At 67.8% G+C, this 22,117-nt stretch carries 21 protein-coding genes; 9 read left to right on the forward strand and 12 right to left on the reverse strand.

All coding sequences use genetic code 11. The features are described from left to right. Nucleotides 1–404: 404 nt before the first annotated feature. Entirely contained in the window at nt 405–2,156 is a 1,752-nt protein-coding gene (locus tag IU514_RS14860; protein WP_194931921.1) for an NEW3 domain-containing protein, read from the forward strand. 100 nt (nt 2,157–2,256) lie between these two features. Here IU514_RS14860 and IU514_RS14865 read toward each other — a convergent pair whose 3' ends face one another. Then, entirely contained in the window at nt 2,257–4,122 is a 1,866-nt protein-coding gene (locus IU514_RS14865) for a hypothetical protein (protein ID WP_194931922.1), read from the reverse strand. Nucleotides 4,123–4,341: 219 nt separating this feature from the next. Between IU514_RS14865 and IU514_RS14870 the strand changes: the two genes are divergently transcribed. Beyond that, complete coding sequence (locus tag IU514_RS14870) at nt 4,342–5,073, forward strand: LuxR family transcriptional regulator (protein ID WP_194931923.1); 732 nt, start codon at nt 4,342–4,344, stop codon at nt 5,071–5,073. Here the strand turns inward: IU514_RS14870 and IU514_RS14875 are convergent. From IU514_RS14875 to IU514_RS14900, 6 genes are all read right to left on the reverse strand, one after another. Next, nucleotides 5,050–5,394, reverse strand: a complete 345-nt coding sequence (locus tag IU514_RS14875; protein WP_194931924.1) for a hypothetical protein — start codon at nt 5,392–5,394, stop codon at nt 5,050–5,052. The genes IU514_RS14870 and IU514_RS14875 overlap by 24 nt on opposite strands. A 120-nt stretch (nt 5,395–5,514) precedes the next feature. After that, complete coding sequence (locus tag IU514_RS14880) at nt 5,515–6,462, reverse strand: DegV family protein (RefSeq protein ID WP_194931925.1); 948 nt, start codon at nt 6,460–6,462, stop codon at nt 5,515–5,517. Nucleotides 6,463–6,556: 94 nt separating this feature from the next. Continuing rightward, nucleotides 6,557–7,180 (reverse strand): 2-hydroxychromene-2-carboxylate isomerase, encoded by a 624-nt coding sequence (locus IU514_RS14885; protein WP_194931926.1) that lies wholly within the window; start codon nt 7,178–7,180, stop codon nt 6,557–6,559. An 11-nt stretch (nt 7,181–7,191) separates the two neighbouring features. Further along, the gene (locus IU514_RS14890; protein ID WP_194931927.1) at nt 7,192–7,599 is read right to left on the reverse strand and encodes a DUF1761 domain-containing protein; all 408 of its coding nucleotides are present in this window, start codon (nt 7,597–7,599) and stop codon (nt 7,192–7,194) included. Between the two features lie 213 nt (nt 7,600–7,812). Next, a complete protein-coding gene (locus IU514_RS14895) occupies nt 7,813–9,123 on the reverse strand; it encodes an amidohydrolase family protein (protein WP_194931928.1) in 1,311 nt (436 codons plus the stop codon). Then, nucleotides 9,123–10,577, reverse strand: a complete 1,455-nt coding sequence (locus tag IU514_RS14900; protein ID WP_194931929.1) for an amidohydrolase — start codon at nt 10,575–10,577, stop codon at nt 9,123–9,125. The genes IU514_RS14895 and IU514_RS14900 overlap by 1 nt, the downstream gene beginning before the upstream one ends. Nucleotides 10,578–10,727: 150 nt before the next feature. Here IU514_RS14900 and IU514_RS14905 point away from each other — a divergent pair, with 150 nt between their 5' ends. The 4 genes from IU514_RS14905 (at nt 10,728) to IU514_RS14920 (ending at nt 13,307) form a co-directional block, all read left to right on the forward strand. Further along, nucleotides 10,728–11,504 carry an AMP nucleosidase gene (locus IU514_RS14905; protein ID WP_194931930.1) on the forward strand — a complete coding sequence of 259 codons (777 nt, stop codon included), beginning with the start codon at nt 10,728–10,730 and terminating at the stop codon, nt 11,502–11,504. Nucleotides 11,505–11,587: 83 nt separating this feature from the next. After that, nucleotides 11,588–11,998 carry a GFA family protein gene (locus IU514_RS14910; protein WP_194931931.1) on the forward strand — a complete coding sequence of 137 codons (411 nt, stop codon included), beginning with the start codon at nt 11,588–11,590 and terminating at the stop codon, nt 11,996–11,998. Nucleotides 11,999–12,108: 110 nt separating this feature from the next. After that, nucleotides 12,109–12,675 carry a lysozyme inhibitor LprI family protein gene (locus IU514_RS14915; protein WP_194931932.1) on the forward strand — a complete coding sequence of 189 codons (567 nt, stop codon included), beginning with the start codon at nt 12,109–12,111 and terminating at the stop codon, nt 12,673–12,675. An 83-nt stretch (nt 12,676–12,758) separates the two neighbouring features. Then, nucleotides 12,759–13,307 (forward strand): DUF924 family protein, encoded by a 549-nt coding sequence (locus IU514_RS14920; RefSeq protein WP_194931933.1) that lies wholly within the window; start codon nt 12,759–12,761, stop codon nt 13,305–13,307. A gap of 79 nt (nt 13,308–13,386) precedes the next feature. Here the strand turns inward: IU514_RS14920 and grxD are convergent, their stop codons facing one another. After that, nucleotides 13,387–14,313, reverse strand: coding sequence for a Grx4 family monothiol glutaredoxin (gene grxD, locus IU514_RS14925; protein ID WP_194931934.1), 927 nt, complete (start codon nt 14,311–14,313; stop codon nt 13,387–13,389). Nucleotides 14,314–14,382: 69 nt separating this feature from the next. On the opposite strand from grxD, the gene IU514_RS14930 reads away from it, so the two are divergent. After that, nucleotides 14,383–15,258 (forward strand): polysaccharide deacetylase family protein, encoded by an 876-nt coding sequence (locus IU514_RS14930; protein ID WP_194931935.1) that lies wholly within the window; start codon nt 14,383–14,385, stop codon nt 15,256–15,258. Nucleotides 15,259–15,278: 20 nt separating this feature from the next. On the opposite strand, the gene IU514_RS14935 is transcribed toward IU514_RS14930, so the two are convergent. Genes IU514_RS14935 through IU514_RS14945 form a run of 3 tightly spaced genes read right to left on the reverse strand, consistent with a single transcriptional unit; the run spans nt 15,279 to nt 17,619 of the window. Next, complete coding sequence (locus tag IU514_RS14935) at nt 15,279–15,683, reverse strand: MAPEG family protein (protein WP_194931936.1); 405 nt, start codon at nt 15,681–15,683, stop codon at nt 15,279–15,281. A 57-nt stretch (nt 15,684–15,740) separates the two neighbouring features. Beyond that, nucleotides 15,741–16,370, reverse strand: coding sequence for an SGNH/GDSL hydrolase family protein (locus tag IU514_RS14940; RefSeq protein WP_194931937.1), 630 nt, complete (start codon nt 16,368–16,370; stop codon nt 15,741–15,743). A gap of 4 nt (nt 16,371–16,374) precedes the next feature. After that, nucleotides 16,375–17,619 carry an aminotransferase class I/II-fold pyridoxal phosphate-dependent enzyme gene (locus IU514_RS14945; RefSeq protein ID WP_194931938.1) on the reverse strand — a complete coding sequence of 415 codons (1,245 nt, stop codon included), beginning with the start codon at nt 17,617–17,619 and terminating at the stop codon, nt 16,375–16,377. Nucleotides 17,620–17,778: 159 nt separating this feature from the next. Between IU514_RS14945 and rsgA the strand changes: the two genes are divergently transcribed. Together rsgA and IU514_RS14955 are read left to right on the forward strand one after the other, a co-directional pair. Next, on the forward strand, nt 17,779–18,903 hold the full coding sequence (gene rsgA, locus IU514_RS14950; RefSeq protein WP_386760316.1) for a ribosome small subunit-dependent GTPase A: 1,125 nt from the start codon (nt 17,779–17,781) through the stop codon (nt 18,901–18,903). Nucleotides 18,904–19,152: 249 nt separating this feature from the next. Beyond that, a complete protein-coding gene (locus IU514_RS14955; protein WP_194931939.1) occupies nt 19,153–20,415 on the forward strand; it encodes a flavohemoglobin expression-modulating QEGLA motif protein in 1,263 nt (420 codons plus the stop codon). Between the two features lie 219 nt (nt 20,416–20,634). On the opposite strand, the gene IU514_RS14960 is transcribed toward IU514_RS14955, so the two are convergent. Continuing rightward, nucleotides 20,635–21,945 (reverse strand): hypothetical protein, encoded by a 1,311-nt coding sequence (locus IU514_RS14960; protein WP_194931940.1) that lies wholly within the window; start codon nt 21,943–21,945, stop codon nt 20,635–20,637. Between the last annotated feature and the right edge of the window lie 172 nt (nt 21,946–22,117).

The raw sequence follows: 22,117 nt of genomic DNA on the forward strand, positions 1-22,117 counted from the left end.
AAAAGGATGAGGCCGTTGTGGTCCTTCAGATCCAAAGCAAGTTTCTCGTATATCCGGCGGAGTTCTACACGAACGTGCTTGGCCACCCTTGAGCAGACGGCCGCTGACAGTTCAGCCGGAGCCGCGTCGCGGCTGCCAACGGGTTAACCCGTTGACGCAATCCCACATGAATTCACGAATCTGACTGCGCACGCGTTCGGTGTGCATGGCACGAACCGTGCCGCAGTCGACAGTTTCCACGCTCATCGCGCACCGATCATCGCGCCCTGCATCGGTTTCCACGCCGCTGCTCGCGATGCAGGGACGTGTCGACGGGTCATCCAGACCACGCCGCGGCTTCCCGAAAGGAAGGCCGGCGCCGGCCGGAGCGCCGGTTCCGACTCCTTCTTCGGTAGCCGCACTTCATGACTTCATCCCGCGCGTTCCGCCTTGCCGGGCGTCTGTCAGCTCGCATCGTCCTTTCCCTGCTGATCGCGTGCGCGACCGCGCAGGTGGCTCGTGCCCAGGTGCCGAGCACCGGCGAGCAGAAGACGGCCGTGCTGCTGGTCAACTTCCAGGACGATACTTCGCAAACGATCAGCCGGGACGCCGCGCATGCGCTGGTGTTCGGGCAGGTGAGCGACTTCTACTGGGAGGCCTCGTATCAGAAGGCCTTCCTCAGTGGCGATACGTACGGCTGGTACACGATTCCGGTCAGCAAGACGGTTTGCGATACCGACTTGTTTGCGCGCGAGGCCGACCGTGCCGCCGCTGCGGCCGGTGTGGACCTGTCCGGTTACGACCGTCTGATCTATTTGATGCCCGACAACGTCTGCACGATCGCCGGCTACAACTCGGGCCCGCTGGTGACGCCGACGCGCATCTGGATGCTCAGCAACAACCTGACCGCGCGCGTCATCGCACACGAACTCGGGCACACCTTCGGCGGCCTCGGGCATTCCATGTCGGTGGACTGCGGTGCCACTTCGATCGGCAGCGGCTGCAAGCTGGAAGAGTACGGCGACCCGGCCGACACGATGGGCGCAGGGACGACGCCGCATTTCAATGCCGTGCTGAAGGAAACACTGGGCTGGATCGGTGCCGCGGGCCAACCGGCGGTGACGACGGTGACCTCCAGCGGCAGCTACACATTGGCGCCGTTCGAGACCACCACGGGCATCAAGGCGCTGAAGATCCAGACCGGCGTGGATGCGTCGACCGGATATCCGAGCTATTACTACATCGAATATCGCCAACCGATCGGCTTCGATGCGGTGCTGGGGACGGTCGGCAACCTGACTTCGGGTGTGCAGGTGCGCACCGGCGGCACCGAGCAGGCTTCGGTAATGCTGGACATGACGCCGGACAGCGCACCGACGTCGTCGTACAACGACATCCGCGACGGTGCTCTGACCGTTGGCAGGAGCTTCACCGACACAGGCGCCGGTATCACCATGACGTTGCGCTCAGCCGACGCGAATGGAGCGGTGGTCGACGTTGCCCTCGCAGGCTCGCCCGGCCCTGGCACCTGCGTGCGCGCCGCGCCGGCGATGTCGTTGAGCGCGACTTCCGGCGCCGTCGCCGCGGGCACCACGAAGAACTACACGCTCAGCCTCTCCAACCGGGACAGCGGTGGCTGTACCGCAACGCGGTTCGACCTGGCGCGCAGCGTCCCGGCTGGCTGGACCGGTGCTCTCGCCGCCACCAGCTTGACGGTGAGCCCGGGGGCCAGCGCCACCACGACGCTGGCGGTGACCTCGGCGGCCACTGTGGCTGCAGGTGACTATGGCGTCGCTGCCGCCAGCGCCAGCAGCGTGGGCAGCGCGCATACCGCCAGTGCATCGGCGGTCTATACCGTGTCCGTGCCAGTTGCGCTGCCGCTCAGCGAAACCCTCGCCACCGACAAGAGCAGCTACGCCCGGGGCGAGTCCGTGCAGATGAGCGCGCGCGTCACGAGCAACGGCACCGCAGTGTCTGGTGCGACGGTCCGCTTCGTCGTGAAGTTGCCCGGTGGAGGCAGCAGCACGCTGACGGGCACCAGCGGCAGCGACGGCTACGCCCGTTCGGTCTTCAAGACCGGCAAGGGCAAGTCGTCTGCAGGCCAGTACCTGGTGCAGGCAGACGCCAGCTACAGCGGAGCCTCGACGACGGCAAGCGCCGCCTTCAGCGTCCGCTGAAGCCCGGAAAGGAAAAGGCGGCGGAAATTGGTTTCCGCCGCCTCTGCTGTCCGCCGGGGGTGGCCCGGCGGACAGCGGGTGGAGCATCGAAGTTGTTTTACTACGGATCGCAGTCCGGGCAGGTCGGGCACAGCTTGCACGTGGCGCTCGCCGGGAGGGCATTAGCCGTCGCGTTGTTCTGCTTGCCGTGGCCAGAAGCAGTGACGGTGTCCGTGTAGGTGACCAGGCCCGGTTCGGTCTCGTCATTGTCCGGAGCCGTCGGTGTGTAGCACCTGGACACGACATACGAACCCAGCGGGTCAAGGGTCAGGCCACCGGCAGGCAGCAGACTGCCCATCTGGTCGTCATCCCAACTGTCGATCACCATCTTCTGGTTGCTCGTGGTGCTGCTGATGGTGACATCGACGCACACCTGCGGAGCGAACCCGTTGTTCGGATCCAGTACGACCGAGTCGTCGCCTGGCTCGAATTCCGTGTTCGGATTCTCATTCGTGCCCGGGTCGCCCTGGCAGAACTTCGTCAGCTTCAGCCCGGTGTCGAACTCCGCTAGACAGACATTGGCCTGTGCTTGCGTCTCCAGGTCGGTGTCGACGACGTCGGTGTCGCCCCCGTCGGTCGCGCTTGATTCGACTGTCACTCCGTTGACGAACGCATTCACGTCGGTGATGCATAGCATCGTGATCGTCATCGAATCATGGGCGTCCAGCCGATCTGCCACGGCAACGAACGTCTCGTTGTCCGGGAACAGGATTCCGGTTCCCACGGTCGGGGTCCCAACGCCATCACCGGTGATCGCGGTGATCGAGCAGACCTTGTCGGTGTCGACCTTGTCATCACGCAGCGCGACGTCGTAAAGGGTGCCAAAGCCATCGTTGGTGATGGTGACCGTGTGCTTGGTCTGGAAGGTCTCGTCGTCGGGGTCGAACACCGGGCTGACGCCAGCCTCGGCATTGCAGACCTTCTCAACGTCGACCGAGCACAGGTCGAAGTCGCCGAGAGCGAAGTCCTTCAGTTCCGCGGTTTCCGAGTGCGAGCTGCGGGTTTCGGCCATGAAGCTGGAGAAGCATACCTCGCCGACCAGCGCGGTGACATCGATGCCGGCCTCGAAGAAGCTCTCGTTCGGGAAGTTGTTGTTGGTTCCCGACTTCGGCGTGTAAGCCCACGGAGACGGCTGAGTCGACTCGTTGGTGATCGCGCAGGCCGTGTCGTCGTCGGTGCAGACTTCAGCGCCGTTCGAGGAGTCGAACTTGATTTCCTCCAGGGCACCGAAATCGCCACCGCTGCCGACCCACTTGAAGATCTGCACCTCGCTGCTGGAGCCGCCTGAGACGAAGTCCACCTGCACCAGGATGTCGCCCTCCTCGTGTTCGCCTGAGAAAGTGCCTACTCCTCCGGCGCCAGGCGCTTTCAAGCCGACGTTGCTCTTGAAGAACCAGAAGCCCAATGCGGCGTCGCCGTTGTTGGCGAAGCGGTCCGCACCGAAATAGATGACCAGGTGACTGTGCGTGCCTGCCGGATGGTTCGGGAAGTCGCCTCCAGGGAAACCGGGCACTTCGTACGCCTTGGCGTAGGCGTTGGTGATGTTGTCCTTGTCCGGCGTGACCTTGGAGGCCTTGTACTCCCATGTACCGATCAGGTCGATGTCCTTGTTGCTGCCTTGCCAGGCAGATAGCTCCTTGCCGCCCGCTAGAGTTGCGCCGTCTGCGACGAAGGTTTCGCCGTCACCGGCCACGGGTGTGCCGCGGGTGGTGGGATAAGGCGTGGGTAGATTGAAGACATTGTTCCAGTCGTCATCGCTGGTGGTCTTGGTCGGATCGCCGTCAAGTTCGAATGGGGACGCGGGTTGTTCGTGAACGGCCAATGCAGTGGACAACAGGGCGCTGGCACCGATGACGGCACCCAGGGCTGTGCCCAGGGCGGCGACGGGCCAATTGGCGCGCTTTCGAGGTTCCTTTTCGATTGCCATGGCTGTGCTCCAAAGGGGGAGGGATGCGCACAGCCGGTGGGCAGGCGGTCTGCGGCGCCGCAAGCGTGCGCCCGGTTCAGGGATGTCGAAATCGCTCGGAAGGGGCGGTGGCCCCGGGGGGGGTGACTTTTGGCCGGGTGAGGCGGGGTGATCCGTTTCAGTCAACAGCGGCGTTATCAGGGGCGCCGGTAACAGGCCTTGACTGAGGGGTGCCCCACCATGACCACGATGCCGGTGCTGGCTATCGGCAGCGACCGCAACTGGAGAGCCCGACTCGACCGGATCCTGTCCGGCCGGGGCGAGGTGTCATGGCTCGGGTCCCGCGGGCCCGGCGAGCCAGGGCGCGGGCCCAATCCTTCATTGCTGTTGCTGGACGGAGACGACCCGCGGGTGGAGCGGGAACTGCAGCGGCTGCACGTGCCGATGCCGCAGCGGCTCTACTTCTTCCATCAGCCGGACGTCGCGTCGCTGCGCGACTGCGTCCATGCCGGCGCCGCCGGCTGCCTGGACAAGGAAGCCTCGCCCGAGACCGTGCTGCGCGCGATCCGTTCGGTCGGCTCCGGCCTGTTCGCGGTCGATCCGGCACTGCTGATGCAGGCGATGTCGGGGCCGCAGGAGCCCGAACCGGCCGCGCCCGAGAATCCGCCGGGCAACTGGTCGCAACTGACCGAACGGCAGCGCGAGATCGTGCGCTGGGCGGCGCAGGGCCTGAGCAACAAGCAGATCGCCCGTCATCTCGGCATCAGCCCGGAAACGGTCAAGAGCCACCTGCACCACGTGTTCGAGCGTGCCGGCGTCAGCGGTCGCATGGCGCTGCTGGCGATGCGCTGGGCCGAGGAGGCCGGGCACGACCACCTCGACGCGCACGAGGGCAATGGTGGCGAGTCGTCGGGCAACGGCGCCAATGGAGCGAACGGAAGCGGCGGCTCAGGCCGACGTGACGTCGCGTAATTCCCAGGCACTGCCTGCCAGCAGGCGCAGGCGCTGCTTGAGGACGTTGCCGGGGATGCTGGTGGTCACCACCAGGTCGATGTGCAGGTCTTTCTGCGCGCCTTGAACCGTGGCGCCCGGATCGGTCGCGCCCAGCGTGGGATCGACCGCGTCGGGATCGTCCTGCATCGCGCGCCAGCGCTCGAACAGCGCGGTGCCCTGCAATGCGTCTTCCAGCTGCTCGGCGAATCCTTCCGCACTGACCGCGGTGAACGACAGCGACGGCTCGCTGCCGCGCGCGCGTTTCGCATCGGGAAGGCTGATGTAGAAGCGGGTGGCCATGGCGGGGACTCGTGGTCGGATGGGCTGGAGTCTAGGCGCGGCGGCATCGGGCTGTCGTGAAGCGGCCCGGAGGCTTTCAGGGCCCGCTCATCCTTCCGATGCGCGAGCGGACAAGGCCCCTTACGCCGAGAACTTCTGCCCTTCCGCGGCGAAGCCCACCACCAGCGCGCCTTTGCCGACGTTGACCATGCCGGTCAGGCTCATCACGCTTTCGAACAGCTCGATGTTGTGCGCCTGGCAGGTCGCGCGCAGTGCGTCGTAGCCGGGCAGCGCGCGCATCGAGGCGAGTTCGCCGCCATAGCTCAGGCACAGCGTCGGTGTCAGCAGCTCGCCACGGGTGATGCGCTGCGCGACGTGGCCGAACAGCTTCTCGACGGCCGGGTTGAAGCCCTTGATCTTCGCCACCGGGCCGGTCTCGCCGCGGTTGCAGTGCAGGACCGGCTTGATGTCCAGCGCGCTGCCCAGCGCGGCGCTGAGAAAACCGACGCTGCGGTCGCCCTTGGCGCGGCCGCGGTTGCGGATGTAGTAGAGGTCCGGTGGCACCAGGTAACCGTGCGTATGCAGGGCCAGGTGCTCCAGCCGCGCGCGGATCTTCGGCGCGCCTTCGCCGGCGGCGCGCAGGCGGATCGCTTCCACGGCGGTGACGCCCTGTGCGGCGAACAGGTTCTGCGTATCGACCACGCGCAGCGCGAACGGCGTGTCATGGCCCGCGGCGGCGCGCACCGGGCGGTAGTCGTTGAGGATCGAGAAGCTGGCCTGGGTGGCGTTGTCGTGGATCGGACTGCGCGTCTTCGTGATCGTCATGCAGAACACGTAGTCGTAGTCGATCACCAGCCGTCCCAGGAACAGATCGTGGATCTGCTGCACGGTGAAGGGCATGGTCTCGGCTTCGTGGCCGCGCTCGGCGACGTGCGAGTTGAGGAACTCCAGCGTCGCCTGCTCGTCGCGGTGGTCGGCCAGGACGGCATCGCCGATGCGCACCGTGATCGGCAGGATCGTCACCTCGTGCTGCTGCAGGTATTCCAGCGGCAGGTCGCACGCCGAGTCGGCGACTAGTCCAATGCGCATGTATCCCCCCCGGGTTCTGGCGCTGAAGCGTCTTTTGTGACGGGGAGCATACCTTCCCGCGCCTTGCGGCGTGCGCTGCAGCGCAGCGAAACGTTCAGCCGCGGCGCTGCAGGCCTACCGGCAGCTGCGATGCGTGCTGCATGCCGGGGTCGTCCAGCAGGCTGGGATCGCGCAGCGCCGCGAGCGCGAACTCATGCGCGTCGTTGCCCCAGAACATCTGCCCGTCGAAGGCCAGCGTCGGCACGCCGTACACGCCGGCGGCGATCGCTGCGTCGGTGTTTTCGCGCAGCGCGGCCTTGGTCTCCGGTGCGACCAGCGCTTCGGCCGGGACGTTCAAGGCCACCAGCAGCGGTGCCAGCGCCTCGATGCTGTCGCCGGCGCGGCCCTGCGCCCAGATCCAGTCGAACACCGAGTCCACCGCTTCGACGGTGCTGCCGGCGGCAATCGCCAGGCGCAGTGCCGCCAGCGGATTGAACGGATGCGCCGGCGGGAAGCGCAGCGTCACGCCTTCCTGCCGGGCCTGCCACAGCACGTGGCGGTAGGTGAACTCGCGCTTGCCCGGGATCTCGGCCGGTCCTTTCTGCCCGACCGCATCGAGCACGCCGGCGAACACGACCGGCACCAGCGTGATGTCATGGTCGGGCAGCAGCGCCTTCACCTTCTGCCAGTGCAGATAGGAGAACGGCGAGATGAAATCGAAGTACCAGGTCAGGTGCATCGCCCCGCCCATCAATGCCAGGCGCCGAGGATCAGGCCGTACAGGCAGAACTGCAGGATGTGGTAGCCGGCGTCGATCGTCCACAGCTTGAGGCTGCGCTGCGCGAACGCGTAGTTGATGCCGAAGCTGGTGGCGACGAAGAACAGGCCGACGGTGAAGCCGGCGCCGAAGCCGTCAGCAGCGGATGCCTCGCGACCGAGGAACACGGCGAAGATCAGCGCCGCCAGGAAGCTGCAGACGAACGCGGTGGCGAAGATGCGTGCCGGATGGCGCGGCGCGGTGTCGGGGTCGACACCGGCCTCCTGGCACCAGGCCTTCTTGAACAGCGGCCCGTACCAGATACCACCGAGCACGAATGCGGACACCGCGGCGGCGATCACCGCCAGCCAGTTAAGGTCGATCGGGGGCATGCTCAACATCGGGAAGAGGCTCCGGGCCTGGGCGCTGTGATGTGGGCCACATGGTGGCGGATTCGGCGGGGTGCGGTCGAGCCTTGCCTCGGGGGGCTTCGCAGGCCCCTCACTCTTCGACCTTCGACAGGCTCAGGACAGGGCCCGGCGCGCGCACCCAGAAACGACGATGCCGCCACCCGGAGGCGACGGCATCGTCATGGTGCGTCAGGTGCTGGCGTACTACCGCGCTGCTGGCACCGTGTACGCGCGCGGCAAGCCGCCGCTGCTTTCCGCCGCCGGCGCAGGCGACAGGTAGCGGTCGCGCAGTTCCGTCTGGCGGCTGCGCATCGGGATCGCGCGGCCATCCATCCACACCTGCAGTGCGACCGAGCTGACCTCGAGCGGATCGCCGCTCCACAACACCAGGTCGGCGCGCTTGCCCGGGGCGATGCTGCCGAAGCGGTCGGCGACGCCGAACGCCTCGGCCGGCACGCGGGTCAGGCCGGCCAGGCCGTCGGCCCACGGCAGGCCCGCAGCGACCGCGTTGCCGGCCAGCTGGCGCACCTTGCGCGCGTTGTGCGAGGCGTCGCCCGACTGAGTGAAGCCGACCTGCACGCCGGCGGCACGCAGCCGTGCGGCGTTCTCCATGGTCGAGCCGATGCGGTCGAAATCGCCCGGGAGGTTGGACAGCGGATCGACGAACACCGGCACCTTCGCCTGCGCCAGCTGCGGTGCCAGCTGCCAGGCCTCGGCGCCGCCCGCGATCGCGATGCGCACGTTGTGGCGCGCCGACCAGCGCAGCAGCTGGCGGATGTCGGCGGCACGATGCACCGACACCACCACGCGGCTGCCACCGCCCAGGTACTTCGCCAGCGCGGCACGGCCGGCCGGCGTCAGCAGCGCGGCGTGCGAGTCCGGCGCGATGCGGCCACGCACCTCGTCGATCAGCTGGTCGAGGATCATCCACTGCGCCGCACGCGAGTTGCCGGTCAGGCCGGCGGCGTCGCTGCCGAGCTTGATGAAGAGCTCGCGCGGGCCGACCGGATCGGCGCTGCCGTCCAGCCGCACCACGCCGCCCTGGCCGGCGACGATCGAGCCGCCACTGCCGCTGTCGGCGCCGAGCAGGGTCCAGCCGATGCCTTCGATGCGCGTCACCGGAATCAGCACCGACGCCGGGTTGTAGGCGAGGGTCACGTCGAACTCGGGACGGACCGTCATCTCCTTGGTACTGGCGCCGAGCGTCAGCGATTCATCGACGGTGGCCTTCTCGCCGGACACTTCCTCCAGGCCGATCTCGGTGATGCCGCCGAACAGCGTCGGCGTCAGCGCGCGGCCCTGCGCGTCGACGACCTGCGCGTTGGCGGGCGCGGACAGGCCGGTGCCGACCGCGCGGATGGTGCCGCCGCTGACCAGCACGTCGGCGTTCTGCAGCGTGCCCTGCGCGCCGGCGGTGTGGACCGTGGCATTGCGGATCAGCAGCTCCTGGGCGTTGGCGCCGAGGGCGAGCAGCGATAGCGTCGCCGCGGCAAGACGGGTGAGGACGGGGCGCATCACAGCACACCTCCCTGCGCCGCGGCTTCCTGGCCGAGCATGAAGTCCGACACCGGCTGGTGCGTGCGGTCGTTGCGGTCGAACACCAATGCGCCGTCGACGTACACGCGTTCGGCCTTGGCGTAGACGCTGAAGGGCGTGCCGTTCCACATCACCACGTCGGCCATCTTGCCGGGCTCCAGCGTGCCGGTGCGGTCGAGGATGCCCAGCGCCTTGGCCGGGTTCTGCGTCAGCCAGCGGATCGCGCGTTCCGGCGGAATGTCGATGCCGGCGAGCTTCGAATGCGCCATCACCTTCGCCGCCTCCTGGTTGAGGCGCTGGATGCCCTCCTCCGAATCCGAATGCACGATCGCGCAGCTGTTGGCGGGACGATCGACGATGGCGATGTTCTCCTGGATGCCGTCGAAGGCCTCCATCTTGAAGCCCCACCAGTCGGCCCACAGCGCGCCGCACACGCCGTCGGCGGCCAGGCGGTCGGCGATCTTGTAGGCCTCCACGCCGTGGTGGAACGCGGCGACCTTGAAGCCGAACTCCTTGGCGAGGTCGAGCATCGTCGTCATCTCGTCGGCGCGGTAGCAGTGGATGTGCACCTGGATGTCGCCGTTGATCGCGCCGGCCAGCGTGTCGAGCTTGAGGTCGCGCTTGCCGCCGGTGTCCTTTTCGCTGTCGGCGCCGTTGCCGCTCGACGAGCCCTGCCACCAGCGTTTCTTCTTGGGCTGCTGGTTCTTCGGAGCGTTCTTGCGGATGTACTCGCTGGCGTCGATGAACGCCGCGCGGTAGCCGGCGACGTTTGCCATGCGCGTCGACGGGCCGCCCTTCTGGCCGTACACGCGCTTGGGGTTCTCGCCGCAGGCCATCTTCAGGCCCCACGGCGCACCCGGGAACTTCATCGCCTGATAGCTCGTCGCCGGCACGTTCTTGAGCGTCACGCCGCGGCCGCCGATCAGGTTGGCCGAGCCGGGCAGGATCTGCAGCGTGGTGATGCCACCGGCCATCGCCGCGGCGAAGCCCGGGTCCTGCGGCCACACCGAATGTTCGGCCCACACGTTCGGCGTGGTCGGCGCGGTCGATTCGTTGCCGTCGCTGTGCGCGCTGACGCCCGGGCTCGGATACACGCCCAGATGCGAATGCACGTCGATGATGCCCGGCGTGACCCACTTGCCGGTGCCGTCGACGCGGGTGGCGTTGGCCGGCGCCTGCAGGGCGCTGCCGACCGCGACAACCTTGCCGTCCTGCAACAGCACGTCGGCATCGTCCAGGCGCTGGCCGGTGCCGGTCAGCACGGTGGCGTGCTGGATCAGCACGGGCGCGGAGGCGAGCGGACGGTAGGTGCTGGGGTAAGGGTCCTGCACGAAGCGGGACCGCGCGGTCGTGCCGGAATCTTCCGGCGTGGCGGCCTGGGCAAGGCCGATGGACAGCACCGCGGCCAGCGCGGTGGCAAGAGTTCGATACATGGTTTCCCCGGAGTTGGCTGGACGCCAGACCCCCACCGTAGCCGCGGTCACAGGTTCGTGCCAAGCCTGACGTTGGTCATGGCCCGGCGTGACACAATGCACGGAGCCAACGACACGACAAAACAAGCAAAAAAAGAGGAGAAACTCCCGATGAAAGACAAAGAGCAGATCGTCGACAACTGGCTGCCGCGCTACACCGGCGTGCCGCTGGACCAGTTCGGCGAACACATCCTGCTGACCAACTTTGGCGGCTACCTGCACACCTTCGCCCGCCTGACCGGCGCCGAAGTGGTCGGACTCGACCGGCCGATGCCCAGCGCCACCGCCGACGGCATCACGATGATCAACTTCGGCATGGGCAGCCCCAATGCCGCGACGATGATGGACCTGCTCAGCGCGATCATGCCCAAGGCGGTGCTGTTCCTGGGCAAATGCGGCGGGCTCAAGCGCAAGAACCTGCTCGGCGACCTGATCCTGCCGATCGCCGCGATCCGCGGCGAAGGCACCAGCGACGACTACCTGCCGCCGCAGGTGCCGGCGTTGCCCGCGTTCGCACTGCAGCGTGCGGTGTCGACGATGATCCGCGACCTCGGCCACGACTACTGGACCGGTACCGTCTACACGACCAACCGCCGCGTCTGGGAACACGACGAAGCCTTCAAGGAGCGCCTGCGCACGATGCGCTGCATGGCCATCGACATGGAGACGGCCACCATCTTCGCCGCCGGTTTCGCCAACCACATTCCGTCGGGCGCGCTGCTGCTGGTGTCGGACCAGCCGATGATCCCGGAAGGCGTGAAGACCGAGGCCTCGGACGCGCGCGTCAGCGCGGAGTTCGTCGATCGCCACATCAACATCGGCATCGAGGCGCTCAAGCTGATCCGCCGCCACGGCAAGTCGGTGAAGCACCTGCGCTTCGACGAGTAAGCGGCGCGATCCGGTACCGCGGTCGCAATCGTTGAAACGGAGCGCGGGTAATCTCCGCGCTCCACTCACCAGGACCGTTCGCGATGCCCACCAAGACCTACGCCGGAAGCTGCCACTGCGGCGCCGTCCATTTCGAGGCCGACATCGACTTCAGTCACGGCACCGGCCGCTGCAACTGCTCGATCTGTGCGAAGACGCGCAACTGGGGTGTGGTCATCAAGCCCGATTCGTTCCGCCTGCACAGCCGCGCCGACGCCACGACCGACTACCAGTTCAAGGCGGGCTCCTCCGTGCACTGGCCGTTCTGCAGGACCTGCGGCGTGCGCCCGTATGGCCTGGGCGACATTCCGGAAGTCGGCGGCAAGTTCGTGTCGGTCAACATCGCCTGCCTGGACAACATCACGCCCGAGGAACTCGCCACGGTGCCGGTGCGCTTTGCCGATGGACGCCACGACAACTGGTGGAATCCGCCGGCGGTGACCAGCTACCTCTGAGGAGGCCCCGGGGCGATGGCCGGCACGTGAGCGCCGGCCGCGCACGGCATCGCAGTGTCTGCGACGCGGGCAAGGCACACTGTCCGTCTGAAGCGAGGAGGGGGTCGGCCATGGACAAGTTCATCTACCTGCTGGCCGGCGCCATGCTGACCTGGCTGTTCTACTTCCTGCAGCGACGGGTCGAGCGCCGCGGCGCGGTCGAGGCGATCGAACGCAACCAGAAGCTGCTCGACCTCAAGCAGGGCCTCGACAGCAGCAACACCAACCTCGACGACCTGCGTCGCCTCGAGCAGCGCCTGATCGGCAAGGCCGAAACCGCGGCGCGTATCGCCGACAGCTATTTCACCCGGGCCGAGGAAGTCGCTCGCCACAGCGGCGACGACGGCCTGACCCAGCACGACATGAACCAGCAGGCGATCGACGAGTTCCGTCTCGCCGACGCACGTCTGCAGGTCGTGGTGGCCCACCTGCGCACCCAGCTCGACGGCGAGACGCTGGCGATCTTCGACGAGACGCAGCACGCCTGGTTCGATTTCCGCAATCGTTACGCCCGCTTCGTCTCGCAGTCCTATTCCGCCGGCGCGATCCGTCCGCTGATCCACGCGGTGACGATGGAGAGCATCACCGAACTGTGGATCAACGAACTGGAAACGCAGCTGGCCGACGAGTCGGTGTGATGGATGGGTACCTTCTCCCGCACGTGGGAGGAGGGGATTGGACTGCGTTACGCTGATATCTGATTCGTCACGCAATGACCTTCATGCACACGACCGCGCGCGACATCGTCGATTTCTGGCACCACGCTGGCTACGAGCGCTGGTTCGCACGCGACGAAGTCTTCGATGCGCGCTGCCGCGAGCTGCTCGACGCGCACCACCGCGCCGCTCGCCGCGAGCTGGAACACTGGATGGACGATGCCGAGGGCGCGCTGGCGCTGGTATTACTGCTCGACCAGATTCCGCGCAATGCGTTCCGTGGCAGCGGCCATGCCTACGCGACCGATTCGCTGGCGCTCCACTACGCGGACCGCGCGCTGGCCCTGGGCTATGACCGCGAGGTGGACGAGGTGCTGCGCGTGTTCCTGATGATGCCGTTCGAGCATTCCGAATCGCTCGAGGACCAGGACCGCAGCGTCGCGCTGTGCGGCGCGTTCGAAGGCGAGCAGGGCAGGGAATACCTGGACTACGCCGAGCGCCATCGCGACGTGATCCGTCGCTTCGGCCGGTTCCCGCACCGCAACCACGTGCTGGGCCGTGCCAGCACGCCGGAAGAGCAGGAATACCTGGACAACGGTGGCGGCTTCACCTGAGCGGTAACGCAACCTGGCCCTGAAACGACGAACCCGCGGTTGAGCCGCGGGTTCGCTTTGTCTGCTGCGCGGGATCCGATCAGTAGCGCGGCAGGTTCGGGTCGACGTCGGCCCAGGCATCGATGCCGCCGGTGACGTTGTAGACCTCGCGGAAACCGAGTCCGCGGAAATGCTCGGCTGCCTGCTGGCTGCGGCCGCCGTGGTGGCACAGGAACGCCAGCGCGGTGTCCTTCGGCAATGCTTCCAGCGCGCCGGTGCCGGCGTCCATGGTGTCGAAGGCGACCGGAGCGGCGGCCATCGCGCGCTCGTCGGCCGGGCGCACATCGACCAGGCGCAGCGTGCCGGCGCGAACGCGCGCGTCGGCTTCGGCCGGCGTGATCGCGCGCACTGCAGGCGGTGCATGCGGGTTGTGTACGACCAGGCCGCGGCCGCGCTCGTCGTCGACCCAGTCGATGCTGATGCCGTCGGCGCGGCGTGCCTGCAGCCAGTCGGTCTGCACGCGCACGCCGTCGATCTCGACCGCCACTGCGTTGGTGTCGACCGGCGCCAGCTGCAGACGCGCGTTGTGGCGTGCGTCGATGTCGAGCTGCACGGCGTAGCCGTCACCGGCGTTGGCGATCGCGCCGCGCAGCATTTCCAGCGCGGCCGGGCTGATGGTCAGCTGCGGCGGGCTGCGATCCGGCGCCGGCAGGCCGAGCACGCTGTGCAGCTCGCCGCTGCCGGCCATCTGCTCGACGATGTCGCTGCCGCCGACCAGTTCGCCATCGATGTACAGCTGCGGGATCGTCGGCCAGTTGCCGTACTGCTTGATGCCCTCGCGGATCTCAGCGTCGGCCAGCACGTTGACGTGGGCATAGCCCTGCGGCAGCAGCGCGTTCAGCACGCCGGAAGCCTTGGCCGAGAAGCCGCACTGCGGCGCGTCCGGCGCGCCCTTCATGAACAGCACGACGCGGTTGGATTGCAGCAGGGTTTCGATGCGCGAACGCAGCGCGGGGTCGAGGGACATGTCGGACTACCTGGTGGGAACGTGATGCAGATGGGGGCGGGCAGTCTACGCCGCAAGGTACGATGGGGGATGAATTTGCCGGTTGTTTCGCCTTCCTTTCACCGTCCGCCGCGCCATCCGTACGCCTGGGCCTGGGTCTTCACCGCATCGCAGCTGCTGGTCGTCGGCCTGTGGTGGCGCTGGGGCTGGCCGGCCGGCCTGCCGGCCATGGTGGCCAGCCACCTGACGGTGATCTGGGCGACGCTGCATCCCCGCTCGCAACTGCTGGCGCCGGCGCTGAGCCGCCTGCCGGTGGCCGACCGGGCGGTCTGGCTGACCATCGACGATGGTCCGTCCGCCGACACGCGGGCGATGCTGGACCTGCTCGATGCGCATGGCGCGCGCGCCACGTTCTTCCTGGTCGGCGAACGGGCATCGGCGCAGCCGGAGCTGGTGCGCGAAATCGTGCGTCGCGGCCACGGCATCGGCCAGCACAGCCACACCCACCCGCAGGCCTGGTTCTGGGCATTGCCCCCGCGCGCGATGCGGGCGCAGATCGACGCTGCACAGGCCGCGTTGACCGCTATCACCGGCACGGCGCCTCGCTGGTTCCGCGCCGTGGTCGGCATGAGCAACCCGTTCGTCGCGTCCGCGCTGAAGCGGCATGGCCTGGCGCGCGTGGCGTGGTCCGCGCGCGGCTTCGATGGCGTGCGTTGCGAACCCGAGCAGGTGGTGGATCGCATCGAGCGCGACCTTGCGCCCGGTGCGATCGTGCTGGCGCACGAAGGCGCGGCGCACGGACGCAACGTGGAGACGCTGTCGCTGCTGCTGGAGCGGCTGCGTGCGCTGGGTTATCGCTGCGTGGTGCCGGACGGGGATGCGAGTGTGCCGGAGCCTTCCGCCGGAAGCGCGGGCGAGGACATTCAACGCCGTAGAGAGGTCGAATCCGGCATCGCGACCCACTGAAGTGGGCCGCAAGGTCCGGGCTAGTGGTTCTGTGATGGGTGCAGGGCCACGATGGCCCACAGACCCAGCACCGCCAGGAAGTTGACCGTAAAGACGACGCCCCGCAGCCGGACGTTGCTGGTCAGTATCTGAACCAGGCTATGCAGTACCCGTCCAAGGACGAAGATCCAGGCCAGCACAAGCGAGAGCTGGCTTGTGCCGGACTGAAGCAGCACCAGGCACGCCGCGTAGAAGAGCAGGGGCCATTCGAACTGGTTCGAGAGATTCGCGCTGATGCGAGGCTCGAACCTCGCCCAGGGATTGCTGCCGTCGGAGCGCCGGCCGATGCCCCAGATCGCCGGGGCGCGAGCAAACGTGAGCAACGCATACAGGAAAGCAGCCAGAGCAACATGTGCTGCCATGGGAGCGATCAGGGGATGCGGCATGGAGATTCCTGACTCGGGATGCGTCCTGCGGCCATGAAGCCAGGTTGACCGCGTCGTTCAGCGCGACAGCAGGGTGCGCGCCACAGGCAATGCCTGCTGCGTCCACAGCGTGTACATCGCCGCCGACGGATGCAGGCCGTCTTCGGCGAGCATTTCGGTTTCGGCGCCGTGTTCGCGCGAGGCAGGCGTGATGTCGACGAAGGCAACGCCGCGTGCGTCGCACACCGAGAGCGCCGCAGCGTTGTAGGCGTCCAGTTCGGCGGCGATGGTCTCCGGCTTCTGCTGCGTGGTCTTCACGAACGGCGTCACGCCCCAGTCGGGGATCGACAGCACCAGCACGCGGTCGGCGCGGCCGCGTGCGTAGCGGATCGCGCGCTGCAGCAGCGTGTCGAACTCGCCGCGATAGCCCACCGCGCTGCGCAGGCGGTACTGGTTGTTGACGCCGATCAGCAGGCTGACGAAATCCCATTCGCCGAGCGGCTCGGCACCGTCGATGCCCCAGGTCAGCTCGTCGGTGGTCCAGCCGGTGGTGGCGATGATGCGCGGATCGGACAACGCGATGCCTTCCTCGCGCAGTGCGTGCGCCAGCTGTACCGGCCAGCGCCCGGCCTCGGGTACGCCTTCGCCGATCGTGTAGCTGTCGCCAAGGGCGAGGTAGGACAACGCGGGTGCGGGAGCGCTCGCCATGGCGTCAGGCCACCGCTTGCGACTGACCGCGGTCGGCGTAACGGTCGAGCAGGCGTTCGATGCGACGGAACACTTCGCGCAGGTCGTCCGGTTGCGGCAACAGCGTCACGCGGAAGTGATTGCGGTAGGGCACGTTGAAGCTGGAACCCGGCACCACCAGCACGTCTTCGGTTTCGAGCAGTTCCAGCGCGAAACGGTGGTCGTCGAAGCCCTGCGCCGCAGCGCCGGTCACGGCCGGGAACGCGTACAGCGCACCGGCCGGCGCGACGAGTTCCAGGTGCCGGCTCGCAGCAACGCTCTCGGTCACCGCCCGGCGAGCCTCGTACAGGCGGCCGCCGGGTGCGCACAACGGCGCGATGGTGTCTTCGCCATGCAGTGCGGCGTCGATCGCGAACTGGCCCGGCACGTTGGCGCACAAGCGCAGCGCGCCGAGCAGGTCCATCGCGTGGTGCAGGTTGCCGCTGGCGACCGGATCGCCCGAAAGCACCGCCCAGCCGACGCGCCAGCCGCAGGCGCGGTGCACCTTGCTCAGGCCGCCGAACGACAGGCACGGCAGGTCGCCGGCGATCGGTGCGACCGGCGTGAACTGCGCGCCGTCGTAGAGGATCGAGTCGTAGATCTCGTCGGCCATCAGCAGCAGCTTGTGGCGTGCGGCAATGGCGACGATCTTTTCGATCAGCTCGCGCGGGTATGCGGCGCCGGTCGGGTTGTTGGGGTTGATCAGCACGATCGCACGGGTGCGGCTGGACACCAGCTGCGCGATCTCGTCCGGGTCGGGCAGGAAGCCGTTCTCCGGCAGGCAGCGGTAATAGACCGGGCGGCCGTCGTTGAGGATGGTCGCCGCGCTCCACAACGGATAATCGGGCGAGGGCAGCAGCACTTCATCGCCGGGATTGAGCAGCGCCCGCAGCGACAGGTCGATCAGCTCGCTGACGCCATTGCCGACGAACACCCGTTCCGGGCTGGCATTGGGCGTACCGCGCTGCTTGTGGAAGGCGGCGATCGCCTCACGCGCGGCCGGCAGGCCCTGCTGGTGGGTGTAGGGGTCGGTATCGGCGATGCGGTCGGCGATCGCGCGCTGCAGGTGCTCCGGCGCGCGGAACCCGAACGCGCCCGGGTTGCCGATGTTGAGCTTGATCAGCTTGCGGCCCTGGGCCTCCAACTCGCGGGCTCGCCGGGCCAGTTCTCCGCGGATTTCGTAGCGGACTTCGGACAGGCGTTCACGGGTCTTCACGGGGGGCAGGGACATCGCAGCAGGAGAGGTGGGGGTGGACCGCCAGACTAGCCAAAAAAACGCATGAACGGCACTGCGGGCACGCCCGATCCGAGGCCGATCCGCGACCGCGTACTGCGCCACGCAGGGCGGCCGAAGGTAGAATCCGGGCATGCCAACCCCCGCCACTGACTTTTGACTTCCACGCACGCCGCCCTGCAGGCGATCGGCTGGCCCCTCGCGGCCGATGAGGCGCGGCCGGCGACGACCGATTGGCAGCAGGCCTGGCGTGACCTGATGGCCACGCACCCGAAGGCCAGCCCGGCGCGGGTGGTGGAACAGCATCGCAGCGGCTACATCGTCTCCGACGGCCCCGACCAGAGCTTTCCGGTCGAATCGCTGCCCGAGTGGCAGCGCCCGCCCGGCTTCCGCAAAGGCACGGTGACCATCGACCAGCGCCCCGGCGTCGGCGACTGGGTGCTGGTCGAGGGGCGCAAGGCCGTGGCCCTGTTGCCGCGTCACAGCACAATCAAGCGTGCCGCCGCCGGCGAGCACTACCAGCAGCAGCTGATTGCGGCCAACGTCGACACGGTGTTCGTCGTCTGCGGCCTGGACGCCGACTTCAATCCGCGCCGCATCGAACGCTACCTGCTGCTGGTGCGCGGCGGCGGTGTCGAGCCGGTGGTGGTGCTGACCAAGGCCGACCAGGCGCAGGACGTCACCGACGCGCTCGCCTCCCTGGTCGAACTGGCCGCGCAGGACGTGGCCGTGCGCGCAGTCAACGCCAAGGACGCCGAGAGCATCCTGGTGCTGGCGCCGTGGCTGCAGCCCGGTCGCACCGCGGTGCTGGTCGGCAGCTCCGGCGCCGGCAAGTCGACGCTGACCAACACGCTGCTTGGCATCGAGAAGATGAAGACCAGCGCCGTGCGCGAGCACGACTCGCGCGGCCGCCACACCACCACGCACCGCGCGCTGATCCCGCTGCCGTCGGGCGCCTGCCTGATCGATACGCCCGGCATGCGCGAGCTGAAGCCGACCGGCGAGGAAGACGTCGCCGAGAACTTCAGCGACGTCGAAGCGCTGGCCGATCAGTGCAAGTTCCGCGATTGCCACCACGAGCGCGAGCCGGGCTGCGCCGTGCGCGGTGCGATCGAGGCGGGCAAGCTCGACCCGCAGCGCTTCGCCAATTACCTGAAGCTGCGCGACGAGGTTGCCGGTGCCGCCAACAAGCTCGCCAACCGGCGCGCGCAGAAGGCCGACGAGAAAGTGCAGGGCAAGGCGCTCAACAAGCGCCTGGACGAGAAGTACGGGCGCCATTGAGGCGCATGGACGGTAACGCGGCGTAACCGGTACGGCGCGTCATCTGCGGCGTCATTCCCTCCTTCAACCCACGGTTCGTCGAAGGGGCGAAGCCGATGCCTGCCGTTCGTCCTGAGCGTAGGCGCATAGCGCCGGAGTCGAAGGGCGGACGCGTTGGAGCTTTGCCGGGCACGCGCAGTCCTTCAATTTGTGCGCCGCGGCCCGGGTGCACCCCGGCAATGGACTACACTCGCGCACGGCATGAACAGAATGTCGAACGCCCTCTCGCAGGAGGTCGCCCACCATGCAGCGCTCGACTCGCGCATGGTCGCGGCCGTGCGCGACGTCCGCGTGCTGGCGCTGGCAAGCTGGCCGGCCGGGCTGGAGGTGCAGTTCCTGGCCGACTACGCCCGCGGCGTCGTGAAGCTCCCGCAGGTCGAATATCCCAAGCTCGATCTCGCCGAGGTTCGCAGCGAGCTTGACGCCATCGCGAAAGCCGCCGACGAGCAACATCCGCTCGGCCAGTACGTGGCCGAATCGGCGCGCAGTTGGGCGGTCGCCGCGGCGCTGTGCGAATCGCTGGGCACCGACGCCGTCACCGATTACTCGATCCAGTTGTTCGGTCATCCCGGCCAGGCCCTGCCCGGCGACGGTCCGAGCACGCTGGAGGCGGCGCACCATTTCATTTCCATCGCCGACGAGCTCGACCACGAGCTGCTGTCGCCCGCCGAGCACGTCACCATCTCCGCGACCGCGTTGCAGCTGCAATTGCAGCGCGAGCTCGACGACTACTTCGACGGCCGCGTGATCGAGGTCGAACTCGATCCCGACCTGATCGCCAAGGCCGCGGCCGGCGCGACCCGCATCCGTCTGCGCCACGGCGCCGCCTTCAGCGATTACGACCGTCACCAGTTGCTGCAGCATGAAGCGTTCGTGCATTCGCTGACCGCGCTCAACGGACGCGACCAGCACATCCTGCCCAGCCTCGCGCTGTCATCGCCCCGGGTCACCGTGACGCAGGAAGGGCTGGCGACCTTCGCCGAGCAGATCACCGGCAGCATCGACATCGGCCGCATGAAGCGCATCAGCCTGCGCATCGAAGCGGTGCAGATGGCGCTGGACGGCGCCGACTTCGTCGAGGTGTTTCGCTATTTCCTGAAGTCAGGGCAATCGCCGGAGGACAGTTTCGCCTCGGCGCAGCGCATCTTCCGCGGCGTGCCTACCTGCGGCGGCAGCGCCTTCACCAAGGACACGGTGTACCTGCGCGGCCTGGTCAGCGTGCACACGTTCTTCCGCTGGGCGCTGCACCAGCAGAAGCTGGGACTGTGCCGGCAGTTGTTCGCCGGCAAGATGACGCTGGGCGACGTGCAGCGCTTCGAGCCGCTGGTCGCCGAAGGCGTGATCAAGCCCGCGCGCTGGCTGCCGCGCTGGATCGCGCGCGCGAACGGACTGGCCGGCATGCTGGCGTTCTCGCTGTTCGCCAACCGCATCCGCCTGGCCAGCATCGCCGAGGATTGCTTCAGCGATATCTGACCCGTACGGCGAAATCGTGATGGAAGCAAAATCCCGTTCGTCCTGAGCGTAGGCGCGCAGCGCCGGAGTCGAAGGATGAGCGGATGGGGTGCATAACGCCTCACTTGTCCATGCGGACGCCATCAAGTGTTCGTCACCCGTCCACCCCTCGACTCCGCTTCGCTACGCTCAGGGCGAACGGTGAAGATTGGTCGGGGAGGGCCTGCGCGCAGGTTGCCGTCACTCCAACCGCCGCAGCGCCCCATCCTTCTCGATTACATAGTCGGCATCCTCGCTGCCGCCGACCAGGCGCACGCGTTCGCCGATGGGGACGCCGGCGTAGCTGGGGATCCCAAGCGACAGGCGCAGATAGATCCAGTGCTGGCCCGCATCGGCGGCGCGTATTCGTACCGGGTGTCCTTCGGCGCGCGCGACCGCGTCGGCCATCGCCGGCGAGAACACCGCCTGCAGTTCGCCGACCTCGTGCATCCGCCGCATGACGTTGACGCCGTGCCACAGGCTCAGCACGGCGGCGATGCCCAGCGCTATCCGTCCGCGACGGTCGCTCCTGGCCCACACTGCCGCCGCCAGCCCCGCGATCGCAGCGGCGAAGCCGTAGCCGTACTGGTTGGCCGACTCCGCGAGGATCAGCACCGGCCCCAGCGCTGCGGCACCGACCAGCAGGAAGGCGGCGAGCCAGCGCGAGCCGGCACGCCAGAACGTCCAGGCGACCGCCAGCCAGACCAGGCCGGCGACCCACAGGCGGGCGTCGCCCGCGCCTTTCTCCAGCAGGCCGGTGATGCCGAGGCGGGTCGGGATCGACGGATACAGCTGGTACTCGAGCCAGCGCAGCGGCGCGTAGGCGAAGCTCCAGCCGTAGTTGGCAGCCTCGCGCGGGGAAAACAGGATCACGCCAAGGCGCAGCGACAGGTAGATCGCGACCGGCACCATCGCGCCGGCCGTGGCCATCGCCCAGCTCCGGCGCCGGCCCAGCAACAGCCAGCCGAGGGCGGCCAGCCCCGGGATCACGATCGCGGACTCCTTCGCCAGCAGCCCGATCGCCGTCAGTACGGCGGCACCCGCGAAGGTCAGCACGGCGCCGCGCTCGCGCTGGGCCAGCAGGCCGGTCGCCAGCGCGCAGCCGGTCCAGATCAGGTCGCCGATCGTGCCGACCCAGCCGTGGGTGTGCATCGCGAACGGGCTCAAAGCGAAGCCCAGCGCACCGCACAGGGCCGAAGTGGCGCCCAGCCCGAAGCGGCGCAGCAACCATGCCAGCAGGGCCGCATTGAGGCCGCCCCAGGCCACGATCACGACATGGAAAGCCTGCGGCCGGGCGAACAATGCCTCCGACAGCCACAGCCACAGCGAGAAGGTCAGCGGCCGGTACTGGAACATCTGCAGGTCGGTCCACAGCTGATCCCGCGGCATCAGGTGGGCGTCGTGGCCGGCGAAGGCGGCCCACTGCAGCTCGTCGTGGCTGAAATAGCCTGGATTGAGGATCAATGGCAGCTGCGCGAGCAGCACACAGGCCAGCGTGGTGGCGGCGAGCATCCATGGAGCCGGCATCCATGTCGACGGGGCCCAGTGCGGCCGGAAGCTCGAGCGCATTCGTGTCCCCACCCTGCAGGAGAGGTTGCATTCTGCGCAACGCGTCGCGCCCCGGCCATACCGTGGCGTCCTCGGGCTTCACGTTAAGCGGCTAGAATCGGCGGCCCATCCGTGG

The sequence above is a fragment of the Lysobacter niastensis genome (assembly GCF_015453285.1).
In the GTDB taxonomy this organism is placed as follows: Bacteria; Pseudomonadota; Gammaproteobacteria; order Xanthomonadales; family Xanthomonadaceae; genus Lysobacter_J; species Lysobacter_J niastensis.

Bases quoted from the DNA above. Each gene is read 5' to 3' on its own strand.
- IU514_RS14860 (WP_194931921.1), top strand. From the start codon at position 405: ATGACTTCATCCCGCGCGTTCCGCCTTGCCGGGCGTCTGTCAGCTCGC.
- IU514_RS14895 (WP_194931928.1), bottom strand. From the start codon at position 9,123: ATGCGCCCCGTCCTCACCCGTCTTGCCGCGGCGACGCTATCGCTGCTC.
- IU514_RS14960 (WP_194931940.1), bottom strand. From the start codon at position 21,945: ATGCTCGCCGCCACCACGCTGGCCTGTGTGCTGCTCGCGCAGCTGCCA.
- IU514_RS14890 (WP_194931927.1), bottom strand. From the start codon at position 7,599: ATGTTGAGCATGCCCCCGATCGACCTTAACTGGCTGGCGGTGATCGCC.
- IU514_RS14955 (WP_194931939.1), top strand. From the start codon at position 19,153: ATGTCGAACGCCCTCTCGCAGGAGGTCGCCCACCATGCAGCGCTCGAC.
- IU514_RS14920 (WP_194931933.1), top strand. From the start codon at position 12,759: ATGCACACGACCGCGCGCGACATCGTCGATTTCTGGCACCACGCTGGC.
- IU514_RS14945 (WP_194931938.1), bottom strand. From the start codon at position 17,619: ATGTCCCTGCCCCCCGTGAAGACCCGTGAACGCCTGTCCGAAGTCCGC.
- IU514_RS14885 (WP_194931926.1), bottom strand. From the start codon at position 7,180: ATGCACCTGACCTGGTACTTCGATTTCATCTCGCCGTTCTCCTATCTG.
- IU514_RS14875 (WP_194931924.1), bottom strand. From the start codon at position 5,394: ATGGCCACCCGCTTCTACATCAGCCTTCCCGATGCGAAACGCGCGCGC.
- IU514_RS14935 (WP_194931936.1), bottom strand. From the start codon at position 15,683: ATGCCGCATCCCCTGATCGCTCCCATGGCAGCACATGTTGCTCTGGCT.
- IU514_RS14900 (WP_194931929.1), bottom strand. From the start codon at position 10,577: ATGTATCGAACTCTTGCCACCGCGCTGGCCGCGGTGCTGTCCATCGGC.
- IU514_RS14940 (WP_194931937.1), bottom strand. From the start codon at position 16,370: ATGGCGAGCGCTCCCGCACCCGCGTTGTCCTACCTCGCCCTTGGCGAC.
- IU514_RS14870 (WP_194931923.1), top strand. From the start codon at position 4,342: ATGACCACGATGCCGGTGCTGGCTATCGGCAGCGACCGCAACTGGAGA.
- IU514_RS14865 (WP_194931922.1), bottom strand. From the start codon at position 4,122: ATGGCAATCGAAAAGGAACCTCGAAAGCGCGCCAATTGGCCCGTCGCC.
- IU514_RS14880 (WP_194931925.1), bottom strand. From the start codon at position 6,462: ATGCGCATTGGACTAGTCGCCGACTCGGCGTGCGACCTGCCGCTGGAA.
- IU514_RS14915 (WP_194931932.1), top strand. From the start codon at position 12,109: ATGGACAAGTTCATCTACCTGCTGGCCGGCGCCATGCTGACCTGGCTG.
- IU514_RS14910 (WP_194931931.1), top strand. From the start codon at position 11,588: ATGCCCACCAAGACCTACGCCGGAAGCTGCCACTGCGGCGCCGTCCAT.
- grxD (WP_194931934.1), bottom strand. From the start codon at position 14,313: ATGTCCCTCGACCCCGCGCTGCGTTCGCGCATCGAAACCCTGCTGCAA.
- IU514_RS14930 (WP_194931935.1), top strand. From the start codon at position 14,383: ATGAATTTGCCGGTTGTTTCGCCTTCCTTTCACCGTCCGCCGCGCCAT.
- IU514_RS14905 (WP_194931930.1), top strand. From the start codon at position 10,728: ATGAAAGACAAAGAGCAGATCGTCGACAACTGGCTGCCGCGCTACACC.